The sequence below is a fragment of the Bordetella genomosp. 13 genome, from assembly GCF_002119665.1.
Lineage (GTDB): Bacteria > Pseudomonadota > Gammaproteobacteria > Burkholderiales > Burkholderiaceae_B > Bordetella.
Window position 1 is genome coordinate 4,672,990 of record NZ_CP021111.1, and the last position, 17,288, is coordinate 4,690,277.

The 17,288-nt window shown below is 68.0% G+C and carries 13 protein-coding genes; 2 read left to right on the forward strand and 11 right to left on the reverse strand.

Annotation, left to right across the window (positions count from 1 at the left end):
- Positions 1-3: 3 nt before the first annotated feature.
- Positions 4-1,287 carry a glutamate-1-semialdehyde 2,1-aminomutase gene (gene hemL / locus CAL15_RS21100; protein WP_086080282.1) on the forward strand — a complete coding sequence of 428 codons (1,284 nt, stop codon included), beginning with the start codon at positions 4-6 and terminating at the stop codon, positions 1,285-1,287.
- Positions 1,288-1,538: 251 nt separating this feature from the next.
- Entirely contained in the window at positions 1,539-3,170 is a 1,632-nt protein-coding gene (locus CAL15_RS21105) for a DUF342 domain-containing protein (RefSeq protein WP_086080283.1), read from the forward strand.
- 58 nt (positions 3,171-3,228) lie between these two features.
- Here the strand turns inward: CAL15_RS21105 and CAL15_RS21110 are convergent, their stop codons facing one another.
- From CAL15_RS21110 to CAL15_RS21160, 11 genes are all read right to left on the reverse strand, one after another.
- The gene (locus tag CAL15_RS21110; protein WP_232468053.1) at positions 3,229-4,143 is read right to left on the reverse strand and encodes a hypothetical protein; all 915 of its coding nucleotides are present in this window, start codon (positions 4,141-4,143) and stop codon (positions 3,229-3,231) included.
- A gap of 73 nt (positions 4,144-4,216) precedes the next feature.
- On the reverse strand, positions 4,217-4,405 hold the full coding sequence (locus tag CAL15_RS21115) for a CsbD family protein (RefSeq protein WP_086080285.1): 189 nt from the start codon (positions 4,403-4,405) through the stop codon (positions 4,217-4,219).
- Between the two features lie 140 nt (positions 4,406-4,545).
- Positions 4,546-6,045, reverse strand: coding sequence for a helix-turn-helix transcriptional regulator (locus CAL15_RS21120; RefSeq protein WP_086080286.1), 1,500 nt, complete (start codon positions 6,043-6,045; stop codon positions 4,546-4,548).
- A gap of 97 nt (positions 6,046-6,142) precedes the next feature.
- A complete protein-coding gene (locus CAL15_RS21125) occupies positions 6,143-6,550 on the reverse strand; it encodes a RidA family protein (protein ID WP_086081226.1) in 408 nt (135 codons plus the stop codon).
- A 25-nt stretch (positions 6,551-6,575) separates the two neighbouring features.
- Positions 6,576-7,001: an acyl-CoA thioesterase gene (locus CAL15_RS21130; RefSeq protein WP_086080287.1), complete on the reverse strand. Its 426-nt coding sequence runs from the start codon at positions 6,999-7,001 to the stop codon at positions 6,576-6,578.
- A 1-nt stretch (position 7,002) separates the two neighbouring features.
- A complete protein-coding gene (locus tag CAL15_RS21135; protein ID WP_086080288.1) occupies positions 7,003-8,649 on the reverse strand; it encodes an AMP-binding protein in 1,647 nt (548 codons plus the stop codon).
- Positions 8,650-8,681: 32 nt separating this feature from the next.
- Positions 8,682-9,851 (reverse strand): acyl-CoA dehydrogenase family protein, encoded by a 1,170-nt coding sequence (locus CAL15_RS21140; RefSeq protein ID WP_086080289.1) that lies wholly within the window; start codon positions 9,849-9,851, stop codon positions 8,682-8,684.
- A gap of 3 nt (positions 9,852-9,854) precedes the next feature.
- A complete protein-coding gene (locus tag CAL15_RS21145; protein ID WP_086080290.1) occupies positions 9,855-10,709 on the reverse strand; it encodes an enoyl-CoA hydratase family protein in 855 nt (284 codons plus the stop codon).
- A 102-nt stretch (positions 10,710-10,811) separates the two neighbouring features.
- Positions 10,812-11,600 carry an SDR family NAD(P)-dependent oxidoreductase gene (locus CAL15_RS21150; RefSeq protein WP_086080291.1) on the reverse strand — a complete coding sequence of 263 codons (789 nt, stop codon included), beginning with the start codon at positions 11,598-11,600 and terminating at the stop codon, positions 10,812-10,814.
- Entirely contained in the window at positions 11,597-13,945 is a 2,349-nt protein-coding gene (locus CAL15_RS21155) for a bifunctional salicylyl-CoA 5-hydroxylase/oxidoreductase (RefSeq protein ID WP_086080292.1), read from the reverse strand. The genes CAL15_RS21150 and CAL15_RS21155 overlap by 4 nt, the downstream gene beginning before the upstream one ends.
- 760 nt (positions 13,946-14,705) lie before the next feature.
- Positions 14,706-17,288 carry a sensor domain-containing protein gene (locus tag CAL15_RS21160; RefSeq protein ID WP_086080293.1) on the reverse strand — a complete coding sequence of 861 codons (2,583 nt, stop codon included), beginning with the start codon at positions 17,286-17,288 and terminating at the stop codon, positions 14,706-14,708.

The window sequence follows — 17,288 nt, forward strand, 5'->3', positions numbered from 1 at the left end:
ATCATGTCCCGTAACGCCGAACTCTTCGAACGTGCCTGCCTCAGCATCCCCGGCGGCGTCAATTCCCCCGTGCGCGCCTTCCGTTCCGTGGGCGGCACGCCGCGCTTCATCGCGCGCGCGCAAGGCCCCTATGTGTGGGACGCCGACGGCACCCGCTATATCGACTACGTCGGTTCCTGGGGTCCGGCCATCCTGGGCCATGCCCATCCCGAGGTGGTGAAGGCCGTGCAGGACGCCGCCACCGGCGGCCTGTCGTTCGGCGCGCCCACCGAGGCCGAGGTCGAACTGGCCGAGCTGCTCATCCAGCGCCTGCCTTCGCTCGAGCAGGTGCGCCTGGTCAGCTCCGGCACCGAAGCCACCATGACGGCCATCCGCCTGGCGCGCGGCGCCACGGGGCGGGCCAAGATCATCAAGTTCGAGGGCTGCTACCACGGCCACTCCGACAGCCTGCTCGTCAAGGCCGGATCGGGGCTGCTCACCTTCGGCAATCCCAGCTCCGCGGGCGTGCCGCCCGAGTTCGTGGCGCATACGCTCACGCTGGAATACAACAACCTGCAAGCCGTGCAGATGGCGTTCGACGAACACGGCGCGGACATCGCCTGCGTCATCGTCGAGCCGGTGGCCGGCAACATGAACCTGATCAAGCCCGCCGCCGGCTTTCTCGAGGGCCTGCGCGAACTGTGCACCCGCCACGGCGCCGTGCTGATATTCGACGAAGTGATGACGGGCTTTCGCGTCGGACCGCAAGGCGTGCAGGGCCTGACCGGCATCCGGCCCGACCTGACGACCCTGGCCAAGGTGATCGGCGGCGGCATGCCCGTCGGCGCCTTCGGCGGCCGCGCCGACCTGATGCAGCACATCGCCCCGCTGGGCGGCGTCTACCAGGCGGGCACGCTGTCGGGCAATCCGGTGGCCGTGGCCGCAGGCCTGGCCACGCTGCGCCTGATCGGCGCGCCAGGCTTCTACGAGCACCTGGCGGCCCAGACCCGCAAGCTGGCGGACGGCCTGCAAGAGCGCGCCCGCGCGGCCGGCCTGGCATTCTGCGCCGACGCGATCGGCGGCATGTTCGGCCTGTATTTCGCCGAACAGGTTCCCACGTCGTTCGCCGAGGTTTCCGCCTGCGATACGGCCGCCTTCAAACATTTTTTCCACGCGATGCTGCTGGCCGGCGTACACTTCGCCCCTTCCGCATTCGAAGCAGGCTTCGTTTCCGCGTCCCACGACGACGCAACGATACACGCCACGCTGGAGGCAGCCGAACTGGCTTTCGCCGCCATGGCCCGCTGATTCCGGTGCGGCGCGGCGAGTCCCACTGCGGACTCGCCGCCGGAACGCGCTGCCGGCGTTGCTGCTTCCCTGCTCATTTCACGAGCGATATCAGCAAGATAGGCGGCATTTTCCGGCCTCTTCCCGTACACGCGACGTCGATCTTCGCGTAATATGTCTTGATATTTCTATTTATTTCCGCACTGATCGTCGCCGTGCGCGTGGCTTTGCGCGCATGAGCCGGGCTCCCGTTCTCTGAAGGAGAGGACTCCATGTCTGCCGAAAACCCGATCCAGCTGGTCGTTGATGAGGCCACGCAGGCCTTGTCGGCCATCTATCAGCCGGACGGCGTCGATCCGACACCGCCCACGCGAGAAGCGCTGGTCGCGGCGGTCGAGGCGCAGGGCTGGGATCCCGAAGTGCTCGACGACGATCTCGTCGAATCCTTCCTCAGCGCCTGCCGCGAGGCGGACGGCAGCGTACGCCTGGCGGTCGGCGCCATCGTCGTCCATGGTTCGTTCGAGCTCGACGTCACGCCCGACCTGATGTCCGCGCTGCTTACCATCACGCCGCCGCGCGGCGGCAATCCGGTCACCGAAGAGGCCGTGCGCGACACCCTCGGGGCGCGCGGCATCGTATCCGGCATCAAGGACGACGTGCTGCGCGCGGCCGTCGCCCGGGGCGAATGCCAGAACGAAATCATCGCCGAAGGCCGCCCCCCTACCCCGGGCCGCCTGGGGCACTTCGAAAGCCTGCTGGACGCACTCACCGAGCGCCAGCAGGAAGACGACGAGAACGCGGTGATCGACTACCGCAACATGGGCAACCTGACGCTGGTGGCGCCGGGCGAGCCGCTGATGCGCCGCATCCCCACCATTCCCGGCGAGCCCGGCGAAGACGTGCTGGGACGCGCGATCGAGCCGCCGCCCCTGCCCGACGTGCCGTTCGCTTCGAACCTCTCCGGCGTGGAAACCGCGCCCGACGATCCCGACCTGCTGCTGGCCGCCATTGCCGGCGTGCCCATGGTGGTGCCGCAGGGCGTGCTGGTGAACTCGCTGGTCGAGGTCGACGCGGTCGACCTGACCTCGGGCAACATCGAGTTCGACGGCACCCTGCGCGTGAAGGGCGACATCACGATGGGCATGCTGGTGCGCGTCACGGGCGACGTGCTGGTCAACGGCACCATCGAAGCCGCGCACGTGCATGCCGGCGGCAACATCACCGTCAACGGCGGCATCGTCGGCATGGCCGACAGCTTCGTGCGCGATGCGCGCGGCAACAATCGCCACGCGCGCATCACCTGCAGCGGCACGGTCAAGGCGCGCTACATCGCCAACGCCGAGATCAGCGCGGGCAAGAACGTGGCCGTCGAACGCGAAATCCGCCTATGCACCATCAGCGCGGGCGAAAGCGTGCTGGTGGGCCCGCCCGGATCGCAGCAGGGCGTCATCACGGGTGGCGAGATACACGCGTTGAAGTCGGTGCAGTCGGGCTCTCTGGGTTCCATGGCGGGCGCGCCCACCGAAGTGCGCGTGGGGCACGACCCGCACGCCGGCGCCAAGCGCGCGGCGCTGGCCGAAGAACGCCGCGACCTGGAAGACAAGAAGGACAAGCTGGAAAAGCTGGTGCTGTTCCTGCAGGCCAACCCGCACAAGAACGTCAACGGGGTGGGCGACCGCGCCCGCAACACGCTGGACCAAGTGCTCGCGGGGCTGCACGACCTGCATCAGCGCGAAGAGCAGCTGCAACGCGACCTGCTGCCGCTGCTGACGGCCACCATCACGGCCAAGAAGCGCTTCTACGGCGGCGTGAAGCTGTTCATCGCGGGCCGCCGCACCGAGTTCATCGAAGACCAGATCGGCGGACGCGCCGGCCTCGAGAACGGCGAGATCGTCATCCGGTAAATACCGCGCCAGGGCTCGGGCACCCATGCATGCCGCGAGCCCGGGCGCTGGCTGCGCTTCAGAAAGAGCGCTCGCGCGCGCGTCCGCCCATGGCGGCCGCGAATATCGAGACGAACGCACCGACCAGCAGCGAAGCAAACGCCCATAGCGCGAACGCGGCCGCGGCCTTGCGCGCCGTATCGGCGGCCTCGCGGGCCTTCTGTGTCGTCTCGTCGACCGTCTTGCGAACCTCGTCCGCTATCTGCTTGATCCGCTGCTGGGCGGTGGCTTCATCCACGCCGGTACGCTGCGAGATCAACTTCACCAGATAGTTCCGATCCGCCTCGGTCAGTTCGCCCTGCGTGGCGCTGCGCGTGAGGATGCGCGAGACCTCCTGGCGGACATCGCCCTGCCCGGTGGCTGGCGACGGAGTGTCGGGCCGCAGCAGCGCATCGGTGAAATAGTCCACTGAGGGCATGCCATCGCCGGAAGCGGCGCCTCCGGCCGCCGCGCCGCCCACGGCCGCGGTCATCGCTCCCGCGCCCGCGCCGGCCAACTGGGCGCCCATCTTGGCCGTTCCGGAGACCACCGACGCCACCGTGGAGCCCAGCAGCGTCATCGCGACGAGCGCGCTCAGTGCCCACACCGCGAAACCGTGCGCGGTATCGCGGAAGTGCACTTCGTGTCCCGGAGCGTCATGCCATTTGGCGCGCAGCCTGCCGGCGACGTAGCCGCCCAGGCCATATGCGACGATCTGGCTGAACAGCAGCCAGATGACCGTGCCGATGGCCAGCGCCTCGCCCGACGCGCCTTCGTCCTGCCACGGAGACATGGACAGGAAGCCCAGTCCCGTCCCGCCCGTTACCAACATCGCCGAGGTCGCTATCGCGATGACCGCGCCGGCGAAGATCGCGCCCCAGGAAACGGCCACATCCGAAGCCGCCACGCCGGCGGGAGGCATCGATCCAACAGAGGTAGGCTGAATGTTCTGCATCGCATGTCCTTTCTTCGTTGACATCCGTGCGCGGAAGATCCGCGCACGGCCAAGCCGTCAGGCGCCGGACGGATCACGGTTTGCCTTTCACGGCATCGCGCGCATGGTCCTTGGCTTCGCCGACGTTGCGCTGGACTTTGCCCATTCCCTTCTCGGCCTGTCCTTCGGCTTCGGTGCGGCGGCTGCCGGTGACCTTGCCGGCCGCCTCCTTGATGGAGCCTTTCACTTCCTTGGCGGCGCCCTTGATGCGGTCGTTGTCCATGATCTCCCTCCTTGATGAAGCGTTCGAGCGTCCGTGCGCGGGCTTCGCATGCTTGCCGGAAGCGGGGCCGGACGACTTCACTATGGCAGGGAGAGGGATCGGATATAAGCGACAGAAATACTAATTCGTCTAGTACGGCGTTACTGTTCCGTACGGCGGCGCCGCGCCGGCTTGTCGTATCCGACGATCCCCCGCTCGCGCGCCCAGACGATGGCTGCGCTGCGCCGGTGCACCTGCAGCTTGTTGTAGAGCGAGGCGACGTGGTTGCGCACGGTGTGGCGCGAGACGCTGAGCGCCTGCGCGATGCCCGGATCGTCGAGGCCCTGACACATGAGGCCCAGGATTTCGCGCTCGCGCGGCGTAAGGTCCGCCAGACGCGTATCCGGCCCGGACGCACCCTGCGGCTGCCGGATCTGGGCCAGTTTCTCGATCACGGTGTGGCTGAACCACGACGTGTCCTGCATCACCGCTTCGATGGCCGCCATCAGCTCCGTCTCGCTGCGCTTGCGCTCGGTAAGGTCCTGGATCACGCACAGAATGCACTGCTGGCCCTGGATGACCACCGTGTCGGCCGAGACCATGCAATCCAGCAACACGCCATCGTGGGTACGCAGCTGCATTTCCTCGCCGCGCATGCCGGCGCCGGCGGCGAGCTTGCGCATCATCGCCTCGCAGCTGGCGGGGTCGCTGCACAAGCGGGCCAGCGGGGCGCCGAGTTCCTGGAGAATCTCCACCGTGTAGCCGGTGGTTTCGACGAACGCGTCGTTCACCTCGACCACCCGGCCTTCGGTTGTGCTGAACACCATGGGAACCGGCGCCAGGCGAAACGCCTTAGAAAAACGTTCCTCGCTGTCGCGCAGCGCGTTCTCGGCCCGCCGGCGAGGCTCGAGATCATTGAAGGTGAAAAGCATGCACGGCATCTCGCCGATCTCGATGGGCTGCCCGGCGACGACGACGAGCTTGTCCGCGCCGTTCGGCAAGCGTATGCAGGTTTCCATCTGCGCGATGGTGCGGCCTTCTTTCAGGCGCAGCGCGGCTTCGTCGCGCTGCGGGGCATCGCCCAGCACGTCCACTTCGCTCACACTGTGCCCCAAGACGTCCTGTCGCGCGTATCCGGTCATGTGCAGAAAGCCCTGGTTCACCTTGACGTAGCGCATGTCGTGCAGCGAACAGATCAGCGCGGGAGCGGGGTTGGCGTTGAAGGTCTTCTCGAAGCGCTCCTCCGCGCCATACCGCTCGGTGACGTCCAGCAGGATGAGAGCTGCGCCTTCCGGCAGGCCCTGCGCGTCGTTCAGCACGAGGTTTCGTACTTGATGGACGCGGCAGAAGTCCGCATTGCGCTTGGCGACCTCCACCACCACGTCCTTGAACGGCTCGCCCGCCAGCGCGCGGTCGATCGGATACTGGCTGGCCAGCAGCTTGCGCTGATTGCGATAGCGCAGCGTATAGGCCTTGCGATAGCCGGCAGCCGTGCCGCCCAGGTCGGCCAGCCGGACCGCTCCATGCATGGCCAGCGCGGTATCGTTGGCCCAGGCGATATGACGATTCAGGTCGAGCAGCAGTATGCCTTCGACCAGGCCGTCGATGATTTCGAGCAGGTGTCGACGCTCGGCGGTGAACACCGTCGATAGTTGCTTCATCGCTTGCCCCCGAAGTGGACCCCGGAAACCGGGGTCGCCTGCGGACAAGTCAAAAGTACCGGAAAAACCGGTACGGCGCGATGAGCAGCGGCGACGTTCAGGCGGCCGGCACGGCCGCGGTGACCTCGATCTCGACTTTTGCCCGATCCTCGACCAGGTCCGCCACTTCGACGGCCGTCATGGACGGATAGTGCCGTCCGATCAGTTCGCGGTAGTGCTTGCCGATCTCGGGATAGGCGGCCACGTATTCCTGCTTGTTCTTCACGTACCAGGTCATGCGCACGATGTGCTCGGGCCGGGCGCCGCCCTCGGCCAGCACGGCCACGATGTTCGCCAGGGTCTGGCGCACCTGCAGCGCGAAATCGTCGGTCTCGAACTGCTGCTGTCCGTTCCAGCCGATCTGCCCCCCCACGAACACCAGGCGCGTGCCCGGCCCCATCTCGACCAGCATGCCGTTGGAATAGCCGCGCGGCGGCATCCAGTCGGGCGGTTGCAGAATCTTCATGTTCATCATCCTTTTGTAGAAAACCTCAGTCCTGCGGCAGCAGGTACGCCGCCATGCGATCGCGCAGCGCCTGCGGCAGCGGCATGGATCGCATGGTGCGCAAGTCCACCGTCACGATGGTCAGCAGCGCCGACAGGCGCAGCTGACCGTCCTCCCCTTCGAAGCGCACCTCGGCCCGGAACGAAGCCCCGCCGATGCGCCGCACCGCCAGCACCTGGCGCAGTTTTTCGTGCCAGCGGCTGGGTGCGCTGAAATCGCACTGCACCGAGGCCAGCGGCGTGCCCACGTGCTGTTCGACGTGCAGCGTGTGGAATGGCAGCCCCATGCCCTTGTCGAACCACTCTTCGACGAAATCGTTGATCATCTCGAAGTAGCGCGGATAGAACACGATGCCCGCCGGATCGCAATGGCGAAACCGCACCTCGACCTGGCTTACGAACGGCGCCGCCATGCTACTTCCCCGCCATCTGGCGCAGCGCGAAGCGCTGCAGCTTGCCGGTTTCGGTGCGCGGCAGCGAAGCGACGAACTCAATCGCGCGCGGATACTTGTAGGGCGCGATGGTGGACTTCACGAACTCCTGCAGCGCGGCCGCCAGTTCGGGCGACCCGTTGCGGCCGGGCTTGAGCACCACGAAGGCCTTCACCAGCTGGCCGCGCTCGTCGTCGGGCATGCCCACCACACCGCACTCGGCCACGGCCTCGTGGCGCAGCAGCGCGTCTTCCACCTCGGGGCCGGCGATGTTGTAGCCGGCCGAGATGATCATGTCGTCGTTGCGCGCCTGGTAGAACAGGTAGCCGTCGTCATCCTGGATGAACGTGTCGCCAGGCAGATTCCAGCCCTGCTGCACGAACTTGCGCTGGCGGTCGTCGGCCAGGTAGCGGCAGCCGGTGGGGCCGCGCACGGCCAGCCGGCCGGGCGTGCCATTGGGCACGGGGCGCATCTCGTCGTCCACGACCTGCGCCACGTAGCCGGGAACGACCTTGCCGATGGCGCCGGGCCGCACGCTCTCGGGCGGGCTGGAGACGAACACGTGGATCATCTCGGTGCCGCCGATGCCGTCGATCATCTCGATGCCCGTGGCGCGCTTCCACAGCTGGCGCGTGGCGTCCGGCAGGGCCTCGCCGGCCGACACGCTTTTCTTCAGCGACGACAGGTCGTACTTGTCGGCCAGCGCCGCCATCTGGCGATAGAAGGTCGGCGCGGTGAAGACGATGGTGGCGCGGAAATGCTGGATGGTCTGCAGCAGCAGGTCTGGCGACAGCTTTTCGGCCAGCACCACGCTGGCGCCGGCGCGCAGCGGAAAGCACAGCAGCCCGCCCAGGCCGAACGTGAAGGCCAGCGGCGGCGTGCCGCAGAACACGTCGTCGGCCGTGGGGCGGATGACGTGGCGCGGAAACAGGTCGCACATGGCCAGCACGTCGCGGTGGAAATGCATGCATCCCTTGGGCGCGCCCGTGGTGCCGCTGGTAAAGGCGATCAGGCACACGTCGTCGGCCGCGGTGTCGCACGCCTGGAACTCCGAGGGCTTGGCGGCCGCCAGCGCGTCCAGCGCATCCGGCGCCGGGTCGTTGAACAGCATCACCGGACCCAGCCTGTCGCAATGGTGCTCGTGTCCGTCCTGTTTGCAGAACAGGGCCTCGTCCTTCAGGCGGGCATCGCACAGCACGGCCTGCACCTGCGCCTTTTCGATGATCTGGTGCAGTTCCTTGGCGCGCAGCAGCGGCATGGTGGGCACGGTGACCAGGCCGGCCTTGATGGCCGCCAGCCACGAGGCTGCCATCATGGGATTGTTGGGCCCGCGCAGCAGCACGCGGTTGCCCGGCACCAGGCCCATGTCGTCCACCAGCACGTGGGCGATGCGGTTGGTCAGGATGCGAAGTTCTTCGTAGGTCATCGAGGCCGGCCCGGCCTCGGACAGCCAGCGCAGCGCCACGCGATCGCCGTGTCCGCCCCTGGCCATCGCGTCGACCAGTTCCACCGTGCAATTGAAACGCGCGGGATAGGCTACGTCGGGCCCGTCCAGCAGCAACTCGGGCCACTGGTCGGGCGGCGGCAGGTGGTCTCTGGCGAAGGTGTCGACGTGCGCGGATGCTTCCATGGTGATTCCCCTTGTTGTCGGTACAGCCGTATTCAAGTCTTGAGCAGTTCCCTTGCGATGATCAGCTTCTGCACCTCGGTGGCGCCTTCGTAGATGCGCAGCGCGCGGATCTCGCGGTAGAGCTTTTCGACCGGCTGGCCGGACACCACGCCGGCGCCGCCGAACATCTGCAGCGCGCGATCGATGACCGACTGGGCGGATTCGGTGGCCGCCATCTTGGCCATGGCCGCCTCGCGCGTGGTGCGCGCGCCCTTGACGTCGCGCAGCCATGCCGCGCGATAGGTCAGCAGCGCCGCCGCGTCGATGGCGGTGTCCATGTCGCCCAGCGCCGCCTGAGTCAGCTGAAGGTCGGCCAGCGTCTGGCCGAACATGCGGCGGCCGCGCGCCCGGGCCAAGGCTTCGTCCAGCGCGCGCCGGGCAAAGCCCAGTGCGGCGGCAGCCACCGAGGCGCGGAAGATGTCCAGCGTCATCATGGCGAGCTTGAAGCCCTGGCCGGGCTCGCCCAGCCGCTGGCTGGCCGGAATGCGGCAATTGTCGAAACGCAGCCGTGCCAGCGGGTGCGGCGCCATCAGGTCGAAGCGTTCGGCGATCTCGAAGCCGGGGGTGTCGGCATCGACCACGAACGCGCTGATGCCGCGTGCCCCCGGCGCCTCGCCGGTGCGGACGAACACGCAGTAGAAGTCGGCGATGCCGCCGTTGGAAATCCAGGTCTTCTCGCCATTGAGCACATAGGCGTCGCCGTCGGCGCGCGCCTCGCAGGCCATCGCGGCCACGTCGGAGCCGGCCTCGGGTTCGGACAGCGCGAAGGCCGCGATGGCCTCGCCGCGCGCCACCTTGGGCAGGTACTGGCGACGCAGGTCTTCCGAACCCATCAGCGAGATGGCGCCGCTGCCCAGTCCCTGCATGGCGCAGGCGAAATCGGCCAGCCCCTCGTGCCGGGCCAGCGTCTCGCGCAGGATGCACACCGACCGCGAATCCACCTGGGGCAGCTTGCCGCCCCAGGCGCCGTCGGGTCCGGCGGCCACGCAATAGCGCAGCCAGCCCGCCTGGCCCAGCGCCCGCACCAGGCCGCGGCAGGCCGCATCGGTGTCGTGGTGGTCGATGTCGGCCAGCGCCTGGCCGCACCAGGCATCGAGCTCGTGCGCCATGGCGCGGTGGCTGTCGTCGAAGAAGGGCCAGTCCAGCCAGGAAGCGTCGCGCATGGCTCAGTCTCCGGCGAACTCGGGCTTGCGCTTGTTGACGAAGGCCTCGTAGGCGCGGTGGAAGTCGCGCGTCTGCATGCAGATGGCCTGCGCCTCGGCTTCGGCCTCGATGGCCTCGTCCACGCCCATGTTCCACTCTTGGTGCAGGAGCTTCTTGGTGACGCCGTGGGCGAAGGTGGGCCCCGCGGCCAGTTGGGCGGCCAGCTGCGCCGCCGCCTCGCCCAGCGCCTGCGGCTCGTGCAGCGCGTTGAAGAAGCCCCACTGCAGGCCCTCGTCGGCGCTCATGGCGCGGCCGGTGTACAGCAGCTCGCTGGCGCGGCCCTGCCCTATCATGCGCGGCAACAGCGTGCAGGCGCCCATGTCGGCGCCGGCCAGGCCCACTCGCGTGAACAGGAAGGCCGTGCGCGCGGACGGCGTGCCCAGCCGCATGTCGGAGGCCAGCGCCACCATGGCGCCCGCCCCGGCGCACACGCCGTCCACCGCCGCCACGATGGGCTGCGGGCAGGCGCGCATGGCCTTGACCAGGTCGCCGGTCATGCGCGTGAAGTCGAGCAGCTCGGGCATGCTCATCCTGGTAAGCGGCCCGATGATCTCGTGCACGTCGCCGCCCGAGCAGAAGTTGCCGCCCGCGCCCGTGATGACGACCACCTTGATATCCGTGGCGTAGACCAGGCCGCGGAACAGGTCGCGCAGCTCGGCGTACGAATCGAAGGTCAACGGGTTCTTGCGATCGGGCCGGTTCAGCGTGATGGTGCCGACCTTGCCATCATCCGACGCCTGCCACAGGAACGTACGGGCCGAATAGCCGGCATACGGACGCTTGTGGTGCTTCATGGTGTGTTCGGTGTCTGCGGACATGCGTGTCGTCTCCTTTGATCTGTCGTGGGCCGGCGGTGTATCGGATTGGATGGCAGGCTGGATGGCGGGCGGGTCTGCGGGATGGAGGGGGCGGCACGACGCCTACGAAGCCACTTCGCCCCCGTCCACGGCGATGGCCTGGCCGTTGATGGACGCCGACGCGGGCAGCGCCAGCCATGCGACGGTTTCGGCCACCTCGTCGGGATCGACCAACCGACCCTGCGGATTGCGTTCGGCCAGCTTGGCGCGCGCGTCGGCCTCGCCCATGCCGGTTTTCTGCATGATGTTGGCGACCGCAACGCGCACGATGTCGGTTTCGGTAAAGCCGGGGCACACGGCGTTGACGGTGACGCCCTTGCGCGCGGTTTCGAGCGCGACGGCGCGCGTCAGGCCGATGACCCCATGCTTGGCCGCGCAATAGGCGCTGACGTAGGCGTAGCCCACCAGGCCGGCCGTGCTGGCCACATTGATGATGCGGCCCCAGCCCTGCTCCAGCATGCCGGGCAACGCGGCCTGCATGCAGTGGAAGGTGCCGCCCAGGTTGACGTCGAGCATGGTCTGCCACAGCGCGGCGTCGGTGCGGTCGAAGCGCTGGCTGACCGCCTGCCCGGCATTGTTGACCAGGACGTGGATGGGACCATGACGCTGCGCCGCCTGCGCGAACGCTGCCTGCACGGCGGCGGGATCGGCGACATCGGCGCTGGCTACCGCGACGCGATCCGAGGGGCCTAGCCCGTCGGCCGCCGCCCGCAGGGAGTCCGCGTCACGGCCCAGCAGCGTGACGGCCGCGCCGCGCGCCAGCAGCGCGCGGGCGCACGACAGGCCGATGCCGCGGGCGGCGCCGGTGACCAGCGCGTGGCGGCCAGCCAGGGGTTGCGGAGTCGGATTCATTTGGCGTCCTGTTGCGCCATGCTGGCGGCGCGTTCGAAGTTGGTTTCGAGCTGGCGCTTGCCAGCCGCGTACTGCTGCGGCCAGTCGATGCCGCGAAAGCCCACGCGCGCCGCTTCGCGCAGGGTCCATGACGCATCGGCCAGGTGCGGGCGGGCCAGTGCGCACAGGTCGGCGCGACCGGAGGCGATGATGCCGTTGACGTGGTCCGCCTCGAAGATGGCGCCCACGGCGATGGTGGGGATGCCCGCCTCGTTGCGCACGCGGTCGGCGAACGGCGTCTGGTACATGCGGCCGTACACGGGCTGCTGGTCGGGGCTGACCTGGCCGGACGAGCAGTCGATCATGTCGGCACCCGCGGCCTTGAAGGCCCGCGCGATTTCCACCGCATCGTCGCCGTCGATGCCGCCCTCTACCCAGTCGTGCGCCGAGATGCGGACCGACATGGGAAGGTCTTGGGGCCACACGGCGCGCACGGCGCGGAAGACCTCGAGCGGATAGCGCAGCCGGTTGGCCAGGCTGCCGCCGTACTCGTCGTCGCGCTGGTTGGTGACCGGAGAGATGAAGCTGGACAGCAGATAGCCGTGCGCGCAGTGCAGTTCGAGCCAGTCGAATCCAGCCTGGGCGGCGCGCCTGGCCGCGGCGACGAAGTCGTCGCGCACGCGGTCCATGTCTGCGCGCGTCATGGCGCGCGGCGTCTGCGAGATGCCGGGCAGGTAGGGCAGAGCCGAGGCGGACAGCAGCGGCCAGTTGCCCTCGGGCAACGGATGGTCCATCTTCTGCCAGCCGAGCTGCGTGGAACCCTTGCGGCCGGCATGACCGAGCTGCATGCCGATGCGCGCCTGGCTGTTGCCGTGCACGAAGCGCACGATGCGCGCGAAGGCCTCGGCCTGTTCGTCGTTCCACAGCCCGGGGCACCCCGGGGTGATGCGCGCGTCGGGCGAGGTGCAGGTCATCTCGACCATGACCAGGCCGGCGCCGCCCAGCGCGCGGGCGCCCAGGTGCACCAGGTGGAATTCGCCCGGCACGCCGTCCTGGCACGAATACATGGCCATGGGCGACACCACCACGCGGTTGGGCAGCCGCACGCCGCGCACCTGGTAGGGCGTGAGCATGGGCAGCGGCGGACGCCGGCCTGGCGCCGCCTCGGCGCCGGAGTGCTGTGCGATCCAGGCTTCATAGCCTTCGAGCCAGGCCGCGTCGCGCAGCCGCAGGTTTTCGTGCGAGATGCGCTGCGAGCGCGTCAGCAGCGAATACGCGAACTGTTCGGGCGGCAGGTCGGCGTAGCGCTGCACGTTCTCGAACCATTCGGTGGAGTTGCGCGCCGCGTTCTGGATCTTCAGTACCTCGACGCTGCGCACCCGTTCGTAGTGCTGCAGCCCCGCCGGCAGGTCGAGCGCGGTCTGCAGGCAGCGCGCCAGTTCGATGGCGTCTTCGAGTGCCAGCTTGGTGCCCGAACCGATGGAGAAATGCGCGGTGTGCGCGGCATCGCCCATCAGCACCACGGGCACGCTGCGCGTGCCGCGATCGGTGTCCAGCGTGTTCCAGTGGACCCAGTTGTGACAGATGACGCGCGGAAAGCGGATCCAGATGGCCGAACCGCGCAGGTGCGAGGCGTTGCTCATCAGCCTGTGCCCGTCCAGCCAGGGCGCGAACAGCTTTTCGCAGTAGGCGATGCCCTCTTCCTGGCTCATGGATTCGATGCCGCTGGCCTGCCAGGTTTCTTCGGGGGTCTCGACGATGAAGGTGGACAAACCGTCTTCGAAGCGATAGGCGTGCGCCTGGAACCAGCCGTGCTCGGTCTGCACGAAGGCGAAGGTGAAGGCGTCGAACGTCTTGGTGGTGCCCAGCCACACGAAACGGCAGCGCCGCTGGTCGATGTCCGGACGGAAGGTGTCGGCGTAGCGGGTGCGCACGACGCTGTTGATGCCGTCGGACGCGACCACGAGGTCGGCGTCGTACTGGCGCGCCAGCGCCTGGTCATCCTGCACGTAGGTTTCGAACACGAGCTTGACGCCGACTTCTTCGCAGCGCGCCTGCAGGATGTTGAGCAGGTGCTTGCGCCCGATGCCGATGAAGCCGTGGCCGCTGGTGCGGATGCTGCGACCCTTGAAGTGGATGTCGATGTCGTCCCAGTGGTTGAACGCATCGCCGATGGTGCGCGCGGAAACCGGGTCGGCCTGCCGCAGGTTTTCCATGGTGGCATCGGAGAACACGACGCCCCAGCCGAAGGTGTCGTACGGACGATTGCGCTCGACCACCACGACGTCGTTGGCGGGATTCTGCAGCTTCATCAGCAGGCCGAAGTACAGGCCGGCGGGACCGCCGCCCAGGCATACGATTTTCATGATGCGACGCGCTCCGTGGTGCCCATCGGGAGTGGCGTACGTTACGCCGGGCGAGGGACGGTATATACCTAGATAGTTTAGGTTTGAACTATATACCGCAAGGCGAAGGGCGTGCAATACGGTGTTCTACGTCAGGGAAATCCCTGGGGGATTCTTTTTTGGTGGATAGGCCGTTGCCTGGCTCGTCGGATGGCGCTTCGATGGGCGTCCTCGCTCAGGGCTGCCCACCCGCGCCGGCCAAGTCGTTCGGCTCGGGCGCGCCATCAGGCGCCCTCGGCCCCCTGCGGGGGCTGCCCTCTCTCCAATTGGCCGTCACGGGCGGGCAGCCCTGATCGAGGACTCATTGAAGCGGCATGCGAGAGGTGGTTGCGGTACGCCATGCGTGGAGGATCTCGGTTGAGGTGTACCGGTCGTTGCTGTGCGCCTGTCGTCACTGTGAGCCGCCGTCGCGGCGCTTGGCACCGAACGAAGGCAGTCACGTCACGAGTACGGGCACTGTGATCGGTATCGCGGCATTGCTCTTATGCGAGCCGCGGACGTGCCGGAGAAGACTCGCACGGAGCGCGGCAGCGCGAGTACGAGACTTCGCAGGTACGTCCGCGGCGCCAGAAGAACCCGATACAGCGCCACCAACCATCAATCAACCCGCAGCAACGCACGCCACTCCGCGCAAACATCCAACGGAACAATGTTCACCGCCCCAAAAACGAAAAGACCACCCGAAGGCGGTCCTTTCCATCGCGCGCGGAGCAGAGAAGAACTAGTCCACCTGCCTCGCCCGCAGCCACTCGCTGAACTCGGGCGCGGGCAGGGCCGGGGAAAACAGATATCCCTGTGCCGCCGCGCAGCCCTGTTCGACCAGGAAGCGGCGCTGCTCCTCGTTCTCGACGCCCTCGGCCACCACCGGCAGGCTCAGGCTTTCGCCGATGCGGATGACCGCGCTGGTCAGGGCGCGGGCGGCCTCGTCGCCTTCCAGGCCGAGCACGAAGCTGCGGTCCAGCTTGAGTTCGTCCACCACAAGGCGGCGCAGGTGGCCCAGGCTGGAGTAGCCCGTGCCGAAATCGTCCATCGACAGGCGGATGCCTAGCGCGTGCAGGGCCGAGATGGTGTTGAGCGTATCGGGGGTGGCGTCCAGCAGCACACCCTCGGTGATTTCGAGCACGAGGTCGTGTGCGGCCAGGCCGTTGTAGGCCAGCGCTTCCTCGATGACCTCGGTCAGGGCGGGATCGTGGAAGTTGGTGGCCGACAGGTTGACGGAGACGGCCGGTACCGCCACGCCGGCCATGCGCCAGTCGGCCAGCTGCGCGCAGGCCTGGCGGATGGCCCACACGCCCAGTTGGTGGATCAGGCCGCACTCTTCGGCCAGGGGCACGAAGCGCGCGGGCGGGATCACGCCCATCTCGGGATGAATCCAGCGCGCCAGCGCCTCGACGCCGTACAGCTCGCCGTCGGAGAGACGGATCTGCGGCTGGTATTGCAGGTGCAGGGTGCCGTTGGTCAGGGCGTCGCCGAGCGCGGCTTCCAGGGCCATGCGTTCGTGCGCCTGGCGGTTCATCTCGGGACTGAAGAACGAGATGCGGCCGCGCCCCGCGGTCTTGGCCTGGTACATGGCCAGGTCGGCGTGGCGCAGCAGCGTGTCCATGTCCTCGCCGTTGTCGGGATAGACGCTGATGCCGATGCTGACGGACGGCTTGAGCGCGACCTCGCCCGCGTGAAAGGGCTCGGACAGCGCGGCGAGCATCTGTTCGGCCACCGCCGTCAGGCGGGCGTCCTCGCAATCGGGATGGACCACCACGAATTCATCGCTGGACAGGCGCCCCACCACGTCGCGCGGCCGCGCCAGCCGGCTCAGGCGACCGGCCACTTCGCGCAGCAGCGCATCGCCCACCGGGTGGCCGAGGGTGTCGTTGATCTGCTTGAAGCGGTCGATGTCCAGGAACAGCACGGCCAGCTTGCCGCCGCCCGATGCGGCCACGTGCGACACCGCCTGCTGGGCGCGAGCCAGCAGCAGGTTGCGGTTGGGCAGGCCGGTCAGTTCGTCGTAGAACGCCAGTTGGCGGATGCGGGCACGAGCCTCGTCGCGTTCGAGAGCCAGCGCGCACAGGTAGACGCTGCCCCCGACCAGGCGGTGATGGAAGGCATCGGGCCAGCGCGGCTCGCGGAAATACAGGTCGAAGGTGCCGAGCACCTGGCCATCGCTGGACTTGATCGGCGAGGACCAGCACGCCACGAGGTCTTGCGGCAGCGGCAGGTGGCGATGCCCCGCCCACAGCGGATCGGTGACGATGTTGCGCACCATGACCGGCCGCCCCAGGTAGGCCGCGCTGCCGCTGGACAGGGTCTCGGGCCCGATGGGCAGCCCGTCCAGCGCGTTCAGGTAGGCCAGCGGCAGGCTGGGACCGGCCAGCGGGCGCAGGTAGCCCTGGGCGTCGACGCGCAGCACGCTGGCGACCACCTCGGGAGCCAGGCGCTCGACCTCGAGGCAGACCATGCTCATGACCTCGGCCACCGACACCTCGTTGACCATGGCCTGCAGCACGCGCCGCTGCGGTACGTCATGCACCTTGGTGGGCGTGACGTCGACCAGCACGTCGACCACGTTGCACAGCTGGCCGCGGTCGTCGAACACCGGGTTGGCCATTACCGAGACCCACAGCGGCTTGCCGCTGCGATCATAGGCCAGCAGGTCGCGCTGGTAGCCAGCCGGGTTGGCCAGGCGGCGCTCGAGCTCGTCCATGGTGGCGCGGTCGGGTCGCGAACCCGCCAGCACCTCGCCCAGCGTGCGGTTTCGCGCCTCTTCGTCGGTGTAGCCGAACATGCGGCGGAAGCTGTCGCTGACGTACAGGATGCGGCCATCGGCGCCGGACACCACCACGGCGTTGCCAGTGTCATTGACGCCCAGCAGCAACCGGATCTCTTCCAGGCGCTCCGCGTCGGCGATGGCCTTGCGCCCGACGATGGACACGCGGCCGACCGTGCCGTCGGCCTCCAGCACCGGCAGATACGTGGCTTCTATCCAGATGGGCGAACCGTCGCGGGCGCGGAACTTGCAGTTGCCCGAGAACGGCTGGCCGCGGCGCAGATGGGTCCAGAGGCGCTCGCTGCCCACGCCGGCCTTGCCGTCGTGCACCGACTCGCAAAGCATGTCGTGGCGCAGCAGGTCGACATCGCCGGGCGAGTAGCCGACCAGCGCCAGGAAGTTGGCGTTGGCCCGCAAGACCTGGCCACGGACGTCGAAATCGCATGTGAGCACCGAGCGATCCAGCGCCTGCAGATATGCGTCGCCCCCCCATTGCAGGGTGTCTGCGCGAGAGGGCACGTCCATGTTCAATTCTTGAGACAT